General features: G+C 65.7%; 18 protein-coding genes. 11 read left to right on the top strand and 7 right to left on the bottom strand.

The genetic code is table 11. From position 1 onward, the window contains the following. Positions 1–100 precede the first annotated feature (100 nt). Positions 101–1,387 (top strand): PucR family transcriptional regulator, encoded by a 1,287-nt coding sequence (locus AC5WS7_RS04985; RefSeq protein WP_495953115.1) that lies wholly within the window; start codon positions 101–103, stop codon positions 1,385–1,387. Beyond that, positions 1,369–2,265: a methylenetetrahydrofolate reductase gene (locus AC5WS7_RS04980; RefSeq protein WP_495953114.1), complete on the top strand. Its 897-nt coding sequence runs from the start codon at positions 1,369–1,371 to the stop codon at positions 2,263–2,265. The genes AC5WS7_RS04985 and AC5WS7_RS04980 overlap by 19 nt, the downstream gene beginning before the upstream one ends. Here the strand turns inward: AC5WS7_RS04980 and AC5WS7_RS04975 are convergent. Beyond that, a complete protein-coding gene (locus tag AC5WS7_RS04975; RefSeq protein WP_495953113.1) occupies positions 2,257–2,379 on the bottom strand; it encodes a hypothetical protein in 123 nt (40 codons plus the stop codon). The genes AC5WS7_RS04980 and AC5WS7_RS04975 overlap by 9 nt on opposite strands. Positions 2,380–2,463: 84 nt before the next feature. Next, the gene (locus AC5WS7_RS04970) at positions 2,464–2,970 is read right to left on the bottom strand and encodes a MarR family winged helix-turn-helix transcriptional regulator (protein WP_495953112.1); all 507 of its coding nucleotides are present in this window, start codon (positions 2,968–2,970) and stop codon (positions 2,464–2,466) included. Positions 2,971–3,002: 32 nt separating this feature from the next. On the opposite strand from AC5WS7_RS04970, the gene AC5WS7_RS04965 reads away from it, so the two are divergent. From AC5WS7_RS04965 to folP, 5 genes are all read left to right on the top strand, one after another. Next, a complete protein-coding gene (locus tag AC5WS7_RS04965; RefSeq protein ID WP_495953111.1) occupies positions 3,003–4,364 on the top strand; it encodes a hypothetical protein in 1,362 nt (453 codons plus the stop codon). Beyond that, entirely contained in the window at positions 4,361–5,230 is an 870-nt protein-coding gene (locus tag AC5WS7_RS04960; protein WP_495953110.1) for a methylenetetrahydrofolate reductase, read from the top strand. The genes AC5WS7_RS04965 and AC5WS7_RS04960 overlap by 4 nt, the downstream gene beginning before the upstream one ends. Further along, complete coding sequence (gene purU, locus AC5WS7_RS04955; protein ID WP_495953109.1) at positions 5,227–6,138, top strand: formyltetrahydrofolate deformylase; 912 nt, start codon at positions 5,227–5,229, stop codon at positions 6,136–6,138. Before AC5WS7_RS04960 ends, purU begins: the two co-directional genes overlap by 4 nt. 120 nt (positions 6,139–6,258) lie before the next feature. Continuing rightward, the gene (locus AC5WS7_RS04950) at positions 6,259–7,152 is read left to right on the top strand and encodes a bifunctional 5,10-methylenetetrahydrofolate dehydrogenase/5,10-methenyltetrahydrofolate cyclohydrolase (RefSeq protein WP_495953108.1); all 894 of its coding nucleotides are present in this window, start codon (positions 6,259–6,261) and stop codon (positions 7,150–7,152) included. 20 nt (positions 7,153–7,172) lie between these two features. Then, a complete protein-coding gene (gene folP, locus AC5WS7_RS04945; RefSeq protein WP_495953107.1) occupies positions 7,173–7,973 on the top strand; it encodes a dihydropteroate synthase in 801 nt (266 codons plus the stop codon). Here folP and AC5WS7_RS04940 read toward each other — a convergent pair. Beyond that, positions 7,963–8,445 (bottom strand): MarR family winged helix-turn-helix transcriptional regulator, encoded by a 483-nt coding sequence (locus AC5WS7_RS04940; RefSeq protein WP_495953106.1) that lies wholly within the window; start codon positions 8,443–8,445, stop codon positions 7,963–7,965. The two genes, folP and AC5WS7_RS04940, sit on opposite strands and share 11 nt — an antisense overlap. A 107-nt stretch (positions 8,446–8,552) precedes the next feature. Here AC5WS7_RS04940 and AC5WS7_RS04935 point away from each other — a divergent pair, with 107 nt between their 5' ends. Continuing rightward, positions 8,553–9,887, top strand: a complete 1,335-nt coding sequence (locus tag AC5WS7_RS04935; protein ID WP_495953105.1) for a hypothetical protein — start codon at positions 8,553–8,555, stop codon at positions 9,885–9,887. A gap of 40 nt (positions 9,888–9,927) precedes the next feature. Here AC5WS7_RS04935 and AC5WS7_RS04930 read toward each other — a convergent pair whose 3' ends face one another. Beyond that, entirely contained in the window at positions 9,928–11,223 is a 1,296-nt protein-coding gene (locus tag AC5WS7_RS04930) for an anthranilate synthase component I family protein (protein ID WP_495953104.1), read from the bottom strand. Continuing rightward, positions 11,220–11,786: an anthranilate synthase component II gene (locus AC5WS7_RS04925; RefSeq protein ID WP_495953103.1), complete on the bottom strand. Its 567-nt coding sequence runs from the start codon at positions 11,784–11,786 to the stop codon at positions 11,220–11,222. Before AC5WS7_RS04925 ends, AC5WS7_RS04930 begins: the two co-directional genes overlap by 4 nt. Positions 11,787–12,468: 682 nt before the next feature. Here AC5WS7_RS04925 and AC5WS7_RS04920 point away from each other — a divergent pair. After that, a complete protein-coding gene (locus AC5WS7_RS04920) occupies positions 12,469–13,833 on the top strand; it encodes a hypothetical protein (protein WP_495953102.1) in 1,365 nt (454 codons plus the stop codon). A 280-nt stretch (positions 13,834–14,113) separates the two neighbouring features. Here the strand turns inward: AC5WS7_RS04920 and AC5WS7_RS04915 are convergent, their stop codons facing one another. Continuing rightward, a complete protein-coding gene (locus AC5WS7_RS04915) occupies positions 14,114–14,395 on the bottom strand; it encodes a DUF8548 family protein (protein ID WP_495953101.1) in 282 nt (93 codons plus the stop codon). A gap of 538 nt (positions 14,396–14,933) precedes the next feature. Here AC5WS7_RS04915 and AC5WS7_RS04910 point away from each other — a divergent pair. Both AC5WS7_RS04910 and AC5WS7_RS04905 read left to right on the top strand, forming a co-directional pair. Then, the gene (locus tag AC5WS7_RS04910) at positions 14,934–15,347 is read left to right on the top strand and encodes a hypothetical protein (RefSeq protein WP_495953100.1); all 414 of its coding nucleotides are present in this window, start codon (positions 14,934–14,936) and stop codon (positions 15,345–15,347) included. A 47-nt stretch (positions 15,348–15,394) separates the two neighbouring features. Next, positions 15,395–17,998, top strand: a complete 2,604-nt coding sequence (locus tag AC5WS7_RS04905; RefSeq protein WP_495953099.1) for an ATP-binding protein — start codon at positions 15,395–15,397, stop codon at positions 17,996–17,998. 696 nt (positions 17,999–18,694) lie between these two features. Here AC5WS7_RS04905 and AC5WS7_RS04900 read toward each other — a convergent pair. Next, positions 18,695–19,495 carry a hypothetical protein gene (locus AC5WS7_RS04900; RefSeq protein WP_495953098.1) on the bottom strand — a complete coding sequence of 267 codons (801 nt, stop codon included), beginning with the start codon at positions 19,493–19,495 and terminating at the stop codon, positions 18,695–18,697. Between the last annotated feature and the right edge of the window lie 28 nt (positions 19,496–19,523).

The following is a 19,523-nucleotide window of genomic DNA, read 5'->3' as shown; positions in this document are numbered from 1 at the left end:
GCCTGTGGCTTCGTTCGGTGGTATCAAAGTCAGGACCAACCCACGTCCGGGAGCGCCATGCGATCAGCCCGGGTGCTGTCCACCGGGGAGAGAAGTGCCGATGAGTGTTCCGGACAGCACGGTGATGGACCTGCATCAGATCGTGGCGTTGTGCAGCGAGCTGTCCAGTGTGGCGACAGCCGATGGCGATCTCGGCCAGATCGTCGCGCTGGTCGCCGCCCGTGCCGGGGTGTGGGCCGCGGTGGTGGACGATTCGCTCTCGGTGCTGGAACTCAGCGGCGGCCCCGAACCCGACGAAGCCGATCTGCTGACCACGGCGCTGGACGAGGACCGGGAGACGGTGTCGCAGTTGATCTCCGCCGCCGCGCAGATGCGCCGCGCACTGTCCCTCCCGGCGTTCGGGGCCTGGGCCGTGTCACTCGTCGTCGCGCCGATCCTGGTGGGCGACGACGCGGTGGCCTATCTCCTGACCGCGGGACACGACGCGGACGAGACCGGTGAGGACACCCGCATCATGGTGACCGAGCACGCCGCCATGGTCAGCGCCGTGATCCTGGGTCGCCGCCGGGTCGTCGCGATCGCGGCGGGGCGCGCACGCCGCGAGCTGTTCGACGGACTGGTCCTGGTCGGCGATCGCACCGCGGCCGACATCGACGGCTGGGCAAGACATCTGGGCATCGAACCGGGTCACCGCCAGCGGGTGCTGCTCATCGCGGTGGACTCGCCCGAGGGGGCGCCGGCGCCGGCCGTCACCGATCTCGTCGAGCACCTGATCACCGCGCGCTGGCCGACCGCGACGGTCGTCAACCGCGGCACCGAGGTCGTCACCCTGGTGCCGGGTGACGACGACGCGGGCCTCGCACGCAGACTCGGCGGCCTGGCGAGGTTGTGCCGGGAAACGGTCACCGCGCGCTTCCCCGGGATCCGGATCGTCGCGGGCCTGAGCGATCCGCACACCGGCGCGGCCCGGATCAGCACCTCCTACGAGCAGGCCCGGCGCGCGGTGGACATCGGGCGAACCTTCCCGGGACTGTCCGAGGTCGTCGTCTTCGCCGACCTGGGCGTGCACCGCTTGCTCGCCCAGGTGCGTGACGTCGCGGAACTGGGCCGATTCACCCGGCACGTGCTGGGTGACCTGCTCGACTACGACCGGGCCAACGGCACCGATTTCGGTGCGACGCTCGCCGTGTACTTCCGGGAGAACGGGAGCCCGCAACGGGCGGCGGCCCTGCTGCACACCCACCCGAACACCGTCGCGTACCGGCTCCGGCGGGCAGCGGAGATCGCCGGGGTGGATCTGGGTTCGTATACTGATCGCCTGGCGGTGCAGCTGGCGCTCGAGATCCTGAACGGCCTAGGCGGTGACCTGTGCGCGACCTCATCCTGAACGCCCGGGGGGCGCCGATACTGGGAGCCTACGTGGTGCCGCGCGAGGCCGACCGGGAGCAAGCGGCGCGTGCCGCGGCCGCGGTCCGTGACGCCGGGGCCGATCTGGTCGTCACGGCCACCTCCGGACCCGAACGGTCGCGCTACACCAGCACCAACCAGGCGATCGACCTGGCCGCCACCTGCCACGGCCGCACCGGCGTCGCCACCGTCGCCACGGTCACCACTTGGAGCCGCACGGTCATGGCGTTGCAGGCGCACCTGCTGGGCGGCCACGCGCGGGGTGTCACCCGGCTCGTGTGCGGCAACGGCAGCGCGCCCAGCGACGAGGCGTCCTGGGGCGAGGGCCGGTGGGCCGTCGACGTGGTCGAGCTGATCGAACTGCTCGGCAACCTCAACGAGGGCATCGACCGGCACGGCCTGCGCCTGGAAACCCCGACGCATTTCGATATCGGCGTCCGCATCCGCGCGGTTCCCCGGCTCACTGCCGCCGACCGGACCCGCATCCGCCGCAAGATCGATGCCGGCGCGCACTTCATCGTGACGAGCCCGGTCTACCGTCCCGAAGCTCTCGAACCGCTGCTCGACGTGATCGACGGCGACGTCCCGGTCGTCGCGACCCTGCACGCGCTGGGCTCGGCCGCCGAGGCGAATCTGCTGCGGCACGAACTCGCGCCGGGCTGCATCCCGGAGGAACTCGTCCGCCGCCTGGACCGCGCGGCCGACGGCGCGGCCCAGGAGGGCGGCAACATCGCCGTCGAAATGGCCGCCGAAATCGCCACCGCAACCCAGGGGCTCCTGCTGTCCCGGCCCGACCAGCCCGAGCTGGTATCACGCGTCAAAAACCTGCTCCCCCAACCAGTCGTCAACTCACAGTGACACCTGCCCGGCGCCCAACCTGACCTCGGCCTTCTTGTCGTGGTAGGTGCGTCCGGTGCTGCCGCGCATGCGAATCTCGCGCAAGCCGACCAGCATGGCCTGCCGACGGTTCACAAGCCGGCGCGCCCGGCCTCCCGCAAGAGCTACGGACCAGCTGCCCCGGCCACGAAACCGCTACAAACGGATAAGTCGCCCGACTCAGTGGTCGAGGGATCGATCCAAGGCCATCAAAGCCTCACGAAGCGCCGCGGTCTGTTCGAGAACGTCTTTCGGCACCGTGCGCAAACGACGCACCCACAGGGACCGGATCTTCTGCACGTTTTCCAGGGCGAAGTCCGTGGCCAGCACTCGAACGTAGCGGGCGTCCTGGAGGCTTTGTTCCTTGGTGAGGAGGCCGCGAGATTCCAGGACCCGAAGCGCGGCACTGACATTACTGCGCTTGAGTCCCGTCGCCGCGGCGATCTCGGTGAGAGTGGTGCCCGCCGAGCTCCGGATGATCTCGCGGATGACCTCGACCTCGGTGCCTGTCAGCGGGACGATCTCACGGACATCGCGAGCACGCAACGCCAGTTTGCGCGCGACATTGTGGATCGCATCGGCCACGTCGGCCAACTGCTCGTCCAGGGCAAGCTGCGCCAGAACCTCTTTCGCTTCTCCACTCACGCTTGACATGCTATCCACCATAATGTTTATGATTTCGTACACATACACACTATGGGAGTGGCAGGGAGCACACTGTGGGCAACCCAAGCGTTCAGGACGGAATCGAACAGGCCGGATCGGCGGTCAATCTGCTCTGGAAACCAGGTGTCGAGCCGTGGGCGGTGCCGGTGGTGGCACCCGAATACGCCGGCTGGGCCGCCGAACAGGAGGCGTGGCGCTCCGGGGTGGCCCTGTTCGACCTCTCGCATCACATGTTCGACACACGTATCACCGGTCCGGACGCGACTCGTCTGCTGCGCGAGATCAGCGCGAACGACTACGAGAAGTTCGCGATCGACCAGGCCAAGCAGTTCATTCCGGTCGCCGAGGACGGCAACATCATCGTCGATGGGATCCTGCTGCGGGAGGAGGAGAACACCTACACGCTCAGCGGGGTCCCCGCCGCGCAGAGCTGGGTGCGGTACCACGGCGAAAAAGGCGGCTACGACGTCGAATTCGATACCGATCCGGATTCCTCGGTCCGCACCGACCGTGATCCGCGGTTGTTCCGCTACCAGGTCCAGGGGCCGCGAGCGATGGAGGTCATCGACCGGGCATTCGGCGGGCCGCTGCCGGACACCAAGTTCTTCCATTCGCAGCACGCAACCCTGGCAGGCCGGCCCGTCCGCGCACTACGACACGGCATGGCGGGCCAAGCCGGATACGAGTTCATCGGTCGATACGAAGACCATGAGGCGGTCCGCGACGCACTGCTGGCGGCCGGAACCGATTCGGACATGGTCCGAGTGGGCGGTCTGGCCTATTTCACCAACGGCATCGAGAGCGGATGGATCCCGACGCCTACGCCGGCGATCTACACCGCGCCGTCGCTCGAGGACTACCGCCGAAGCTTGAGCCTTTTCTCCTACGAGGGCCAGAAGCCGCTGCACGGCAGCTATTTCTCCGAGCGCATCGACGATTACTACTGCTCCCCCTGGGAGCTGGGCTACGGGCGATCGATCTCGTTCAACCACGACTTCATCGGCCGCGATGCGCTGCGTAAGGCCAAGGACGAAGTGCACCGCTCCAGGGTGACCCTCGTATTCGATCGCGATGACGTCGACCGGGTGTTCGGCGCGGATCTCGGATTCAAGCTCAGTTACGGTCGCTACCGCATCGAGACCGCCGGCAGCCTGGCTGGTCTCACCTTCTGGACCGCTGCGATCGCTCCGGTGGGCACGATCTTGTCGCTGGCTCTCGTGGACAACGAGTACGCCGCACCCGGCACAACGGTCGAAGTCGTGTGGGGCGACCATCCCGGCGCCGGCGCCGCGTCCGATGCAGATCTGGATTTCCAGCGCATTCGCGCCACCGTCCAGCCGTCGCCGTTCGATGAGTTCGCGCGCACTCGGTACCGCTCCAACGCACGGCCGAGTCGTGAGGACACCCGGTCATGACCATTTCCTCCCTCGACACGATGCGCGACGACGAAATCCTGGCCGACTTCTCCCTGGAGATGACGGCCAAGGACATCGACGCGCTGCACCATGCCGCACCGGTGATCCCGCAAGGCACGCGCATCAACGTGACATTCCTGGGCAACGAGGATTTCACGATGCGGCGCGCTGCCGCGTCGGCGGTGAAGGCCGCGGGTTTCGCGCCCGTCGCCCATATCTCCGCCCGCCGCATCACATCGGAGCTCGAGCTCGACACGTTCATGGGTGCGCTTCGCGAGGACGACACCAACGCGGCGATATTCCTCATCGCCGGTGACCCCGCACAGGCGCAAGGACCGTACGACAATGCGATCGATCTGATCAGGTCGGGTCTGGTCGAGCGCTACGGAGTCCAGCGAATCGGCATCGGCGGTTATCCCGAGGGGCATCCGCACATCGATGACGCTACGTTGTGGTCTGCTCTGGAACAGAAAGCCGCCGCCATCACGGAGCTCGGTGTTCGGGGCGAGATCATCACCCAGTTCGGATTCGACGTCGACTCTGCCCTCGACTGGTGCGCACAGGTCCGGCAACGCGGTATCGACCTGCCGATCCGTGTGGGCGTGCCCGGGCCCGCGGGCATCAAGCGGCTGATCGCATACAGCAGACGTTTCGGTGTCGGGACGAGCGCGGGCATCGCCAAGAAATACGGATTCTCCATCACCAATCTGCTCGGCACCGCGGGGCCGGATCGCTTCATCACCGAACTCATCGCCAAGACCGACTTCGCCCAGCACGGGAGTATCGGGGTGCACTTCTACACCTTCGGCGGACTACGGACGACGGCGGAGTGGATCGATGCATTCAGAAAGGACATCCGGGCGTGACGATCACACAGCCCACGATCACCATCCCGCATACGGCCGCCGAGCGGGTCGACGACATCGCCGCGCTCATCGTGCACGGGAAGGACCAACCGGGGATCGTCGCAACGGTGGGATCGGTTCTGCAGGAGTTCGGTACGAACATCATCTCGCTGGACCAGTACTCCGATGACCCCCAGGGCGGGAAGTTCTTCCAGCGCACGGAGTTTCGCGTCGACAATCTCCCGGCCGTACTGCCGGACATCGACGACGCACTGACCGTCCGCCTCGCCGAGGGCGGCTTCGATCTGGAGTTCACCCTCCGGGATATGAGCGTCCCCAAACGCGTCGCCATCTTCGCCTCGAAATCCGACCACTGCCTGGTCGAGCTGCTGTGGCGTCAACGCCGCGGGGAATTGCCGGTGAGGATTGCGATGGTCGTCTCCAACCATCCCGACACGGCGGAGGAGGTCCGGAGTTTCGGTATTCCGTTCTTCCACGTCCCCTCGCAAGGGCGGGACAAGTCAGCCGCCGAGAAAGAACACCTGCGACTGCTGAAGGGCAACGTCGATTTCATCGTGCTGGCCCGCTATATGCAGATCATCTCGGCCGGTTTCATCGAAGAGGTCGGTGTTCCGATCATCAACATCCACCACTCGTTCCTGCCCGCGTTCGTCGGTGCCGGGCCCTACGCCAAGGCCAAGGACCGCGGTGTGAAACTCATCGGCGCCACGGCGCATTACGTCACCGAGGAACTCGATCAGGGACCGATCATCGAGCAGGACGTGGTGCGCGTCACCCACGCCGACACCACCGCCGATCTGCAACGCCGCGGTGCGGACGTCGAACGCTCGGTCCTTGCCCGCGCCGTGCAATGGCACAGCCAGGACCGGATCATCCGAACCGGCAACCACACCGTGGTCTTCTGCTGACCGTCGCAGGGACACAACGTTATTCGAGAGCGTGACTCTCGACGCACCGCATATTCAGCCGAGTGCCGCCGCAAAGCACGCGCCACGGCGGCACTCGGCACACCGAAAGAGAGGTCCAGTGTGGCTGCGAACATCATCGATGGCTCGGCCATCGCCCGGAACGTCAGGGAGCATGTCGCGGACCGTGTGCACAGATTTCGCCTGACCGCGGCTCACGCCCCGGGCCTGGCAACGATTCTCGTCGGCGCCGATCCCGCGAGCCGGGTCTACGTGGATACGAAGCGGCGCCTCGCCGCCGGCTGCGGTTTCATCGACCATCACCGGTGGCTGCCGGACACCTCCACCCGACAAGATGTCGAGCGCGTGATCGACGAACTCGCCGAAAACCCTGACGTGCACGGCATTCTGCTACAACTGCCGCTACCGCCCGGACTCGATGCTGCCACACTCATCGATCGCATCCCTGCCGAAAAGGATGTCGACGGTCTCGGCTCGATGAACGCCGGGCGGCTGGCCCGGCACGTCGCCGGGCTACGCCCATGCACGCCGACCGGAGTCATGCGCCTGCTCGACACGACCCGAATCACCTTGCGCGGCAAGGTCGCCGCCGTCGTCGGAACCTCAGCACTCGTGGGACGCCCGATGGCGCAGATGCTTCTCGAGCGCGACGCGACCGTGCTCATGGCACACCGGTACACCCCGGACCTCTCGGCGCTCACCCGTTCAGCCGACGTCGTCATCACCGCTACCGGCGTACCGGGACTGATCACCGCCGAGCACATCACGAGCGGGGCGACCGTCATCGATGTCGGCATCACCCGCACGGCGAGCGGGCTGGTGGGCGACGTCGACTTCGAGCGTGTCCGTCGGGTCGCCGGCGCCATCACCCCGGTGCCAGGCGGTGTGGGACCCATGACCGTCGCCGTGCTCCTGGAGAACACCATCACCGCCGCCGAATGGTCCGCTCAACTCGCGGTAGCGCCCCGACCTCGGACTGCCGCGCACTCCACCTGATACGGAAACGAAGACCTCCCATGAAGATCGTCGGCATTGTCAACGTCACCCCGGATTCGTTCAGCGACGGCGGACTATATCTGGCACACGACGCGGCGATAACCCGTGGGCTCGAACTCGCCGCGCAGGGTGCCGAGATCGTCGATGTCGGTGGCGAGTCGACCCGTCCGGGCGCGGACCGGGTGGACTCGCGAACGCAGCGGCGCCGCGTGACCCCGGTGGTCCGGGAACTCGCAGCGCACGGCATCGCGGTCAGTGTGGACACGACGCTCGCCGAGGTCGCGGAGGCGGGCGTGCGCGCCGGTGCAACCATGATCAACGACGTGTCCGGCGGGCAGGATCCCGGCATACACCAGGTGGTGCGCCGGTCCGGATGCCACTACGTCATCACGCATTCGCACGGGCCCAGTGGCACGCTGATCCACTACGGCGACGTCGTCGCCGACGTGCGCGAGGAACTTCTCCAGCGCATCGCCCGCGCACGCGCCGCCGGGGTGCAACCGGAGCAGATCGTCATCGATCCCGGTCTCGGGTTCTCGAAATCCGCGGCCGAGAACTGGGCGATTCTCACTCATCTGGAAAGCCTTGCCAGTATCGGCCTGCCCGTACTCATCGGAGCGTCGCGAAAGCGATTCCTCGCCGCGCTCATGGACTCGCCGGATACCGACGATCTCGATGTCGCCACCGCGGCGCTGTCCTGCCATCTCGCCACACAAGGTATGACATGGGCGGTCCGCGTCCACAATGTTGCGGCGACCGCGATCGCATGCGGCATCGGCGGACAATTCGACCGTCGTCGAGCCGACGCCGCTACTCCTTGACCGGCCACGCCGAAGCCGCCGCCGCCGACAGGTCCGGTCCGTCGACAACGATCGTGACTCTGCGCAGCAGTTCGGTCAGCACCACGACCTCGGTGTCCGACAAGCCGCGCGTCACGTCGGCGTTGGCTGCCGCCATCAGCTCCCTGCCCCGGGCGACAGCGGCCCGACCGGTATCGGTGAGCTCGTAGAGCACGATCCGCCCATGGATCGGGTGCGTACGCCTACGCACCCACCCGAGCTTCTCCAGTCGGTTGAGCGCGGTACCCACACTCTGCGGGGCTATATGGAACATTCTCGACAAATCGGCCGCGGACAAAGGACCCAGCTGGCCCAAGTGAACCGCCAGACCGAGCTGAGTCGTGGTCACCTGCAGCTCATCCAACGCATCCTGGACCCGGCGATGCGCGGCATTCTGTGCGCGCCACAGAACATGCGTGAGCTGGTCGTCCCACGCCGTCACGTCGTCATTCATCTACGAAGACCTCCTTCGACACCCTACTTGTTATCAGATGCCTGTTATGATGACATACGTCTGTCATTCAGCCTTGGATGACGCGAGTTTCGATGAGAGGAACCCACATGGCATCACCCAGCCTCCAGCAAGGCATCGAACAGGCCGGTTCCGCGGTCCGGCTCCGCTGGACGGACAAACCCCGGATCTGGACTCCGCCCGTTGTCGCGCCGGAGTACTCGGGCTGGCGCGTGGAACAGGCCGCCTGGAAGGACACGGTCGCCCTGCTGGACCTGTCGTACCACATGTGGGACACCTTCGTCTCGGGCCCGGACGCCACCCGGATGCTCAGCGAGCTGACCGCCAACAACTATCGGAAATTCGCCGTCGACCAGGCCAAACAGCTCGTCACGGTGAACGAGAACGGTTTTCTGGTCGGCGACGGAATCCTGCTGCGACGAGGCGAACAGGACTATGTGATCACCGGTCGGCCGACCGCGCAGAATTGGATCAAATACCATGCGCAGCAAGGCGGTTACGACGTCGAGCTGAGCAGCGATCCCGATTGCTCGCGCGACCCCGAGCACATCCCACCATTCTTCCGGTATCAGATCCAAGGCCCCTCGGCGCAGCGCTTGATCGAGGCGGCTTTCGACGGTCCGCTGCCGGTGACGAAATTCTTCCACACCACGTATGTCACGTTGGCCGGGAAGACCTTTCGCGCACTCCGGCACGGAATGGCGGGCCAGCCCGGATACGAGTTCATCGGCGACTATGCGGACCATGTTCCGGTCAAGGACGCGCTCATCGCGGCCGGGAAGCAGTTCGGGCTCGAACTCGTCGGTTCGCAGGCTTATCCGACGGCCCAGGCCGAGGGCGGCTGGATCCCCGCCCCGGTCCCGGCGATATACGACGCGACCGCGGAGCAGACCGCCTACCGTTCGTGGCTGCCGCTACACACACCGGACGGCATGCAGCCCTTGCACGGCAGCTTCTACTCACCGGACATCGCCGACTACTACTGCACCCCATACGAACTCGACTACGGACGATCGATCTCCTTCGACCACGACTTCCTCGGCCGCGACGCACTGCGGGCGCTGCGCGACGCCGATCGACGCCACAAGGTGACCCTGGTGCTGCACGCCGACGACGTCCGGCGGACCCTGGGCGCGGACCACGGGATCGTCAACACGCTGGCCAAACAACGCGTCGAACACAACGGCGCAATGGTCGGCAACACCGAATACACGGCCTTCAGCGACCCCTACGGAACGATGCTGAGCCTGGCCCTGGTGTCCGAGCAGGCAGCCGTGCCCGGCACCGAGGTGAGCGTCGTGTGGGGCGATCACCCCGGCGGCGACGTCGCGCCCGACGCAGACCTCGGCCTCCCGTCCATCCGCGCAACCGTGCAGCCCTGCCCCTACAACGAATTCGCCCGCGCCGGCTACCGGCGGAACTGACCGCGAACCACTCGCCCACGACCAGAGCGGGGTGGCGCCGCTACAGCGGCGTCACCCCGCTCGGTTCGTCCGGACTCGACGTCGAGAGCTGAAGGACGTCCAGTAGCCGAGCCGTTTTCACCTGCGTCTCGTAGAGTTCGGAATCGGCCCGGGAGTGCACGGTGATCCCCCCGCCGGTGCCCAGCGCCCAATGCCCGGACCCATCGGTTGTGAGAGAACGGATCACCACTGCGAGGTCCGCCTCACCGGATGCGCAGATCCGACCGAACGCACCGGCATAGGCACCACGCGGGCTGTCCTCGACAGCATCGATGATCTGCATCGTCCGCCGTTTCGGTGCACCGGTCATGGACCCGGGTGGGAATACCGCGCGGATCGCGCCGACCGTCGAAACATCCGCGCGCAGCTTGCCTCGAACAGTCGAAACCAGTTGGTGCACAGAGGCATAACTCTCCACATCCATCAGGCTCGGCACCGAAACGGTACCAGGTTCGCTGACCATACCCAGATCGTTGCGGAGCAGGTCGACGATCATCAGGTTCTCGGCCCGGAAACGAGGGTCCTGCGCGAGACGCGACCGCAGCAGGCCGTCTTGCTCCTCGGTCGCGCCCCGGGGTGTCGTACCTTTGATCGGGCGCGCCTCGGCCCAACGCTCGGCGTCGACGGCCAAGAACCGCTCCGGGCTCGAACTGAGCAACCAGGCTCGGGCCTGTGCCACATCGTGCTGGAGGAAGCCGGCACAGGGCGCGGGATTGCGGCGGCGCAGCGCCAGATAGGTGGACAACTGAGTGCTGTTCTGCGGCACCCGGATTCGATAGGTGAGGTTGACTTCGTAGCTGTTACCGGAATGTAGTTCGTCCTGTACGCGCGCGAAGGCCTCCCGGTACATCCGTGCACGGTCTGGGTCGAGCCGATGAGACGAGACGACAGCCGGGCCCGGTGTCACATCGCCGGACGGGTGGGTGACAACGTGGACGTGCGATGGGCGCATCCACACCGCGTCGGGAAGGTCCGCGCTCGGGCGTGCGGTCAGATCCGGTCTTGCCGCATAGCCCAGATACCCGAACCATTGCGCTGCCGAAGAACCCGCGGCCATCTCCTGGTTCAACACGTCGAAGATATCCGTGCCGACGTCCTCACTGCGGCCTGCCTGATGGCGGCGGACGACGCCGGTGCGTGCGCTGTAGCTCAGCGACACGTCGTCGGGGTCCAGCCAGCCGAAGTACGAACGGCGGCCCGACCAATCACGCCCGCCCGCCCCGTCGAGCCAGAAGCACCGGGGACTCGACCCAGCGATCTCGCGGAACTGCTCGGCCACAGGATCCTGCTCGCTCACCTTCGCCCCGATCGCAGAAAGTTCGCTATCAGCCGGGTGCCGTGTTCGGACAACACCGACTCGGGATGGAATTGCACGCCTTCGAGCGGCAAGGTCCGATGCCGGACTCCCATCACGGTTCCGTCCTGGCTCCGCGCACTCACGGTGAGGGCGGGCGGGACCACCACCGCCGCAAGGGAGTGGTACCGCACCGCCCGGAATCCGGTGGGCAGGCCCGCAAACACGCCCAACCCGTCATGGTGGATGGTCGCGACCTCACCGTGCGTCGGCCTGACCCGAGCCACGCGTCCCCCACACACGGTCACAAGCCCCTGAAGGCCGAGGCACACACCGAGTACCGGCACACGGCCCCAGCGAAGGATCTCCCGGCCCAATCCGAAACTCCGAGGGTCGTCGGGGCGTCCGGGACCGGGCGAGAGCACGATATGCGAGTGGGCTCGCGCGGATGAGCTGCTCACCTCGTCGTGCTGCGCCACCTCCGGCAGCCGACCGGTCACCTCGGCGATGAGATGGACGAGATTCCAGGTGTAGGAGTCGTGATGGTCGATGACCAGTACGTCCAACGATGAATCGTTTGCCCGGTGGTTCCGGGCCGCGGCAGCGAACACCGTGCGAGAGGTCAGCCGCACGCGGAGGCAACCGCAGCGCGCCGGCCGGCCTTGTCCACCGTGGAAACCGGGACCGAACCCCCGAGGCTCACTACGCCGGTAGGCCGACCGTCGGCGGCATCGCCGAATCGGGCCTCGCACAGGTGCTGGATGTTCATGTCGAGGACGGTCATAGACTTTTTCGCCTTCTTTGCTTGCTGGTCGCGTAAGCAGCCGGCCCGCTCAGGGGGCTTGCGATACGCAACCGCGTAAAGATACTGTTTTCGAAATCATACACACTTCGTGACGTACACCACGCCGCTCACCAGAATGAGGACACGATGCGCACAGCACGCGCTGACGGGTCGGCCGCGCCGCACGCGGCCGCTGCCGCGGCAGAATTCCGACACCACCACGTGCTGCCACGTACCGTGCCCGAAAGGATCTGACACCCAATGGATCTGGGACCAGCGGGGCGCGCCGCGCCCATCGCGGCATCGTCTCAGGGACTCGGCTTCGCTTGCGCTCGCGCGTTGGCACGCGAAGGGGCTGCTGTCCCCTCGACGGACGTGAGGCATTGAAACCGGCGGACGAGGCCGAAAAGTGACACCGCTTCACACTCTGACGAATACCGGAATGCCGAGAAAGAAATGGAACATTGTTCAACGCCAACAACTCCCATCAGAACATCTACGACGCGATGAAACGAGACCCGAACGGGCCGTTGATCACCGAGCGATCACCGCTGTTCAGCCCCGCTGCCGCAGCGCAGGACGAAACAAACCCGACATCGGCGGTCGGCAGATTCGGGGCGATGCTCCTGCCACTCGAATACACCACCTGGGTCGAGGAATCGACATCCCATGTCGACACGTGCTACCTCGGAGATTGGTCACCACTGAGCAAGGCACAGATTCGGGGCCCCGGAGCGGGCGAGTTCCTCAGCCGACTGGGTACCAATGATCTCAGCACATTCCAGGTCGGGGCCGGCAAACATCACCTGCAACTCGATGAACACGGCTGGATCGCGTCCGAAGGAATCCTTCGCCGCACCGGCGAACAGGAATACATCTACACCGCCGGCAGCACGACCTGGCTGACCTGGCAAGCGGGGCAGATCGGCGGCGACGTCGACGTGACGGACGTGTCCGCGGACAGTTTCATCTTCGGCGTCCAGGGCCCTCGCTCGCTCGCGGTGCTCCAGCAACTCACCCGGGAGGATCTCAGCTCACTGCCGTTCAACGGCAGCACGCGCATCGACATCGCCGACACAGCCGTGGACGTGCTGCGCACCGGTATCTCCGGCGAACTCGGCTACGAGTTGCACGGCCCGTCCGAGGCGGGCAACACGATTTGGCGATCCATACGCACCGCGGGCGCGGATCACGGCCTTCGCCAGCTCGGGTTCAGGTCCCAGCCCGTACAGCATGTCGAAGCAGGCATCGCCACCAGCGGGCTCGATTACCTGCCCGCCGCCATCCTCAGTCCCGGAGCCCCGTGGGAGTTCAAGCGTGGGCTGCCCGGAGGAAGTTTCGTTCCCACGGGCCTCACGGACTACTTCCGTCGACCGAGTGAACTCGGGTGGGGTGGACGAGTACACCTGGGCCATGAGTTCATCGGGCGCGATGCACTCACTTCGATAGCGCGAACAGGCGGCCCCGTGCGCACGCTCGTCGGCCTCGAATGGAATACCGACGATGTCGTCGCGATCTACCGCATGCTCTTCGAGCCAGGAGACCGGGTCGATCCGATGGAGTTGCCCAAGTCGGCCCTGCCCTGTTTCGATCGTGTGCTGATCGATGGCACGGACATCGGCGTGTCCAGCGGACGGGAATACAGCGCGAACCTGCGCACCACACTGTCGCTGGCAGTTATCGACCGCGCGCACGCAAACACGGACACTGCGGTAGAGGTGCTGTGGGGCAGGCCCGGCACCCGGCAGATGGTGGTGCGTGCAAAGATCAAGAAACTCCCGTTCAAACCCGACCGACGCCGGACCGACATCAAAACAGCTACGGGATAACACAGTCCCGAATGACCTGGATGGCTTGCAGCACGCGAGGGACCATTCCGCCGTCACCGCGGGCAGCCTCCCGCCGGGATTCTGCCAGAAACGTGTCGTTCATGACCGGGATCTGCTTCTGGTGCAGCAGCCGCGCGGTAGGCAGCCCTCGGATCTCCGTGGCACCTGCGGCCCAGCCTGATCGAAGCGGCACAGAAAGCGGCGGCGGCCACAGCTCCTGCTTGGCCGCAGCCGGACGCAACCTCGCTGAGCGGCGTCAGCTCCGAGGCCGATCACATTGCTACCGAACGCGATTCAGCTCACGTCTGCGCCGTGGCGGGATAGTCGGCGCCGCACCATGCGGGTCAGGTTTGATCAGCTCGTCAACGACCAGCATCCACAGGTAACCGCGGCGTATGCCTGCGCTTCCCTCGCCTGGCACCGTTGCGAGGTCATCCTCGACGGCTCGGAGTCGCTCGGCATCGACAAGCAGGTCCCGAGCTTGGGCAGGGTAGTAATGCCATGACCTACAAGGAATATCGCGTACCGCAAGCTGGCATCGGCCTCGAGGATCCCGTTGCATGTGGCAAGTGCACTGGCGATTACCCGCGACCGTACTCGGCGCGGCGACCGTGGGAAAACCGACCGAGGAACTCCGGTAACGACAAGAGATCGGGATCGGTCCCGGCGATGTCCGGGGCAGTTGCGGAGGTGATCCCGCAGTCGGTCGCACCACGACAGACGACGGCGACAACAGTGCTGCGATGGGCGTTGACGCTGAATGCAGAATCCAAGACGCAGAAGCTCGGGCTACGCCAATACGACTGTCGCAGTTGAGGTTGCAGCTCGGCGACCGCACTCGCCAGACGACATGTCGACTACCTCACCGATCCTGCCACCGGACCGCGTTCAGCTGCACGCACAACCGAAAACACCTGCACCGCATCGGGTCGAAACCGGTGCGGTCAACTTGACATTACAGAAAGTGAACTCCCGCAACAAACTTCCCAACATCGAGGGTCTCATGCACACCATGGCACAACCCTCACGGCCGCGGCCGCGACACGGCGTGAACGTGTTTCAATCCGCAGTTCGAGCACCACACAAGCAACGGAGCTCATATGATGGAGCAGTCGAGTGACCGAGCCGTTGAGGTGGGGGATATGGATCCGGCGTCCTTGGGTATTGCCGCCGCCAGCTTGCTGGCAGCGAAATTCGGTGAGGGCTTCGCCAAAGACGCTGGCGAGAGCACCTGGAACGTGGTGAAACGACTACAAGAAGTGGTCGAGGCAAGGCTACGCAAACATCCCGAAACCGACACCGCCGCAAACATGTTGGAAACGCCGCTGGAGGACACCGCAGCTCGGCTCACCGCGGCCTTCCGAGTCGACCCGCTGTTCGCCGCCCAGGTTGGACAGTTGATCGATGCGGCGCAAAGGGACCGCGCCACAGGTCTTTTCGTGGCCCAGGCGTTTGATCAGGCGCGGCAGATCAATATTCGTGGCGACAACGCCGGAACCATCAACGTGACTTGACCGGGGATTCCGTGCCCGAATACCGCGCACACGACCAAACTCAACAGGTGAACGTCGCCGGAAACAACTCCGGCACTATCAATGTGGCCACCTCCCGTGAGAGCAGGCCGCCGCGGCCGGTCGTGACCAACGTACTGCGCCGCGACGTGAGCGTATTCGTCGGTCGCGACCTCGAGCTTCGCCGGATCGTGACAGCGGCGGGGCCCGGCCGGGTTCTGTCGATTCACACCATCGACGGAATGGCCGGCGTCGGGAAGACGGCACTAGCGGTTCGAGCCGCATACGAGTTGAAGGAAGCGTTTCCCGATGGCCAGTACTTCGTCGAGTTGCATGCCCACACCCCCGGGCAAGTCCCGGCCGACCCCGCGCAGGTGTTGGCCGGCTTGCTCAGCGACCTCGGCATAGACCCGCGGAGTTTGCCTGACACCCTTGCCGCGCGCAGTGATCTGTGGCGGGATCGGCTTGCGGGGCAACGGGTATTACTGATACTCGACGACGCCAGCGACCATGCTCAGATAGAACCGCTCCTGCCCGCTGGTCGAGGTTGTGTGACCCTGGTGACCAGCCGTCGTCGGCTGATCGCGTTGGATGGTGCGCTGCCTTTGACGTTGGGGGTCCTCGATCCCGAACCTGCCATCCGATTGTTCACCACCCTGTCCGGCCGCGAAGCCGAAGATGACACCGACCGTGCGGCCGTTGCCGAGATCGTGCGACTGTGCGGGTACCTGCCGTTGGCAATTGTGCTGCTCGCGGGGCGACTCGCTCACCATCCTGCATGGAGTATCACCCATGTGGCCGCCAACTTCGCGACCGCGACCAACCGACTCGCCGAACTCACCGGCGGTGATCGTGCGGTACGTGCGGCGTTCCACCTGTCGTATCAGGACCTGACTCCTCAGCAGCGGTTGTTGTTCCGCAGAACGGGTTTGCATCCAGGACTGGATCTCGATATTTACGCGGCGGCCGCGCTGGCCGATGTCCCGATCTCGGTGGCTCGTGCGGAGTTGGAGGCGCTCTACACCGATCATCTCCTCGAGGAGACCACCCCGGGCCGCTATCGGCTCCATGACCTGCTCCGCGATTGCGCCCGCGACCTCACTGCCGCCGACCCGGCCACCGACAACGACCGTGCCATCGACCGGCTATTGGACTACTACCAGCACACTGCCGCATCCGCGGACCAGTATGTGGCGCCCCGCAAACGCCCTACCCCGGCCACACCCAGCCCGCCACCACCGGTCGCGGTGCGCAGTTTCGATGACGAGATGACCGCGTTGACGTGGATGCGCGCGGAGCGAAGCAACCTGCTGGCCTGCCTCGAATACACCACCGCGGACCGGCCGACGCGGACGGTGGAGCTGACCGGCCTGCTGGCAGGACTACTCGAACGTGACGGGCCATGGCCCCAAGCCGCAAGCCTGCATCAGCGCGCGAGCCTGGTCGCCGAGCAACTCGGCGACGACCTCAGCCACGCCACCGCCCTCACCAACCTGGGCGTCGTGCGTGAATACTCCGGGCTGTACGGTCAGGCCGCCGAGCTCCAGCAACAAGCATTGGCGATCTACCACAAGATCGGCGATCGCCTCGGCAAAGCCAACACCCTCATCAGCCTCGGCTTCGTGCGCACATGGACCGGAAACTACGACCACGCCGCCGACCACTTCCAGCAGGCACTAGCGACTTCTCGAAAGATCGGTCACCGCCTCGGCGAAGCCATCGCCCTCACCGGCCTCGGGTTCGTGCGCACATGGACCGGAAACTACGACCACGCCGCCGACCACTTCCAGCAGGCACTAGCGACTTCTCAGGAAATCGGCTACCGGGTCGGTGAATCCCTGTCCGTCACCGGCCTCGGCCACACGTGGATGCTTCGCGGGGAATACCACAAGGCCACCGATCTCTATCAACGGGCACTCGCGATGCACCGGGAAATTGGGTATCGCGTCGGCGAAGTCATCACCCTCACCAGCATCGGCGTAGTGCAGACATGGACCGGCAGGTACGACCAGGCCGCCGGCCAATTCGAGCAGGCGCTGGCGATCTCCCGGCTAATCGGCAACCGGCGCGGCGAAGCCAACGCCCTCACCGATCTCGGCGTCCTGCGGACGCGAACCGGTGATTACGGTGCGGCCACCGATTCACATCAATCGGCATTGGCAATCTCCCGCGAAATCGGCTACCCGCGCGGCGAAGCCAACGCCCTCACCGGCCTCGGCGTCCTGCGGACGCGAACGGGCGAATACAGTGCGGCCACCGATCTCTACCAGAAGGCATTGGCAATGCATCGCAAAATGGGCAATCGCCTGGGCGAAGCCGACACACTCACCGAAACCGGGACGTTGTTCCTCGAGACCGGCGCGCCGAGCGATGGGGTGGAAACCTTTACTGCCGCACTTGAAGTGGCGCGCGAAATCGGCAGCCGCCGCGAACAGGCCCGCGCCTTGGATGGCCTCGCCCGCTGCTATGTGAGCCTCGGCGAAACAGCCACAGCCCTCATCCATCTTCACGAAGCCATCGACCTCTACCGGCGGCTCGGTGCGCTCGAGACCAACACGGCCGCAACCTATCTCACAACGCTCGAATCGATTCGCCTTCCCAGCCACGGCACGATATCGGGAGAAGACCCCCCGTATGTCTCTCCCACATCGTGATCGGTCGGATCATTCTCGGCCACGCGAGAATCGCCGTGTCACCAGCTACCTTGGCTCCTTTCCGCAGCACCGGCGGTCAACTGCTCGCCGATCGCCGGTGTCGATCGGCTGCGCCACCGGCCGCGGGACCGGTCCCGCATCCGCATACTGCCCGTCGGCACCGTCGACAGCATCGGTGCGGCACACCGGTGGCATCGATGCCGCCTCGCGGCGGCTCGAGCGAACACGCCGAAGCCGAGCGCGTCCGGGCAACGAGCCTTCTCGTCGCGGCCACGTGCATCGCGGGACACCGTGTGCGGGTTGAGCATTCGCGGCTGACGAACAGGACATACCCGATGGCGGGATTGGCGGAGCGCAACAGCGCGTCGGCGTAGAGCACGCAACAACACTGCTCGGCGAGGCGAGCGCGAAATCGGCTTCGCCGGCAACCGATTGTGATCCGATCGTCGAGAGAGCCGTCGCCGCGGCCGCCGACCGGGTTGGGCCCGTAGAGATCCGCATTTCCGCGGTGAAAGCCGGGCGCGCCCACACGGACCCGGTGCCGGGAACAGTTCGGGCGGTCCGCGGCGCTGTTTGCGATCAGCAGGGTGGTGCGGACGGCACTACCACGGTGGCGAACTTCGCGAGGGTTGCCGCGGTGGTGTGCGAGATGTGAACGGCATCTCGTCGATGAGGAAAGGCGCGAGACTCCATCATTCAGCGGAATTCCGGTGGGTCGAGCAGGCGCAGGTCCGGGGGGATCAGGGTGGTGCTGTCGATGAGTTCGCGGATCAGGTTGTGGTTGAGCATGTTTCCGATCGGTTCGCCGACCTCTTCGCGGGTCAGTCCGGGGACTCCGGCTTTCGACAGCCGGGCCCGTACCCGCCCGACGACTCGTTCGACCTTCCTGTGGTTCCAGTCGGCGCCGGATACCGGATCGCTTGGTTCGAGGCCGCCGTGTTCGAGATCGTTGAGGTGGTCGGCTGCCTGCTGCCAGCCCATCGGCTGTGGATACGGCTCTTGCAGTAGATATCGTTGGGCCAGTACGACCAGCACGAGCCGCTCGGTGCCCGATAGCTGCCAGGTGCGTGGTGGTTGGGTCGGCGCAGCCGGACCCCTCGCCGGCTGCGCCGCGTCCGCGCCCGAGACGAACAGTTCGAGCAGGTGCTCGTGTGTGGCCGAGCCGCGGACGAACAGCGGGAGGTACCCCACAGCCAGTGGGATCGGTTCTTCGCCGGTGAACAGCATTTGCGATCCCGGCAGCCGCAACGCCCGGCGCCCGGTGTTGGTGAGCCACCAGCGGCCGCCCCGGCACGTCACGGCACCTTGTGTTCGGCTGACGCCCTGATCGTGTCCGCCGATGCAGACATCCGCCTCGTCCCAGTTGCGGCCGAACACCACTCGGCGGCCTTCGGTCGGCTCGGCCGTGAGCGAGCTGCTGATCGACAGCATGAACAAGGTGCCCGGTGTTACGTCGTCGGGAACGCCGAACGCCAGGCTGGCGCGATCGATGCTCATACCCACCTCCTCGATTACGGCTCCAGCA

The organism is Nocardia sp. PLKS1-43 (genome assembly GCF_059510335.1).
This window is presented reverse-complemented; position numbering and strand designations above follow the sequence as displayed.

Excerpts from the sequence above, each read along its gene's own strand:
- AC5WS7_RS04985 (WP_495953115.1), top strand. The coding sequence starts at position 101 with ATGAGTGTTCCGGACAGCACGGTGATGGACCTGCATCAGATCGTGGCG.
- AC5WS7_RS04960 (WP_495953110.1), top strand. The coding sequence starts at position 4,361 with ATGACCATTTCCTCCCTCGACACGATGCGCGACGACGAAATCCTGGCC.
- folP (WP_495953107.1), top strand. The coding sequence starts at position 7,173 with ATGAAGATCGTCGGCATTGTCAACGTCACCCCGGATTCGTTCAGCGAC.
- AC5WS7_RS04940 (WP_495953106.1), bottom strand. The coding sequence starts at position 8,445 with ATGAATGACGACGTGACGGCGTGGGACGACCAGCTCACGCATGTTCTG.
- AC5WS7_RS04935 (WP_495953105.1), top strand. The coding sequence starts at position 8,553 with ATGGCATCACCCAGCCTCCAGCAAGGCATCGAACAGGCCGGTTCCGCG.
- AC5WS7_RS04915 (WP_495953101.1), bottom strand. The coding sequence starts at position 14,395 with ATGCAACGGGATCCTCGAGGCCGATGCCAGCTTGCGGTACGCGATATT.
- AC5WS7_RS04910 (WP_495953100.1), top strand. The coding sequence starts at position 14,934 with ATGATGGAGCAGTCGAGTGACCGAGCCGTTGAGGTGGGGGATATGGAT.
- AC5WS7_RS04900 (WP_495953098.1), bottom strand. The coding sequence starts at position 19,495 with ATGAGCATCGATCGCGCCAGCCTGGCGTTCGGCGTTCCCGACGACGTA.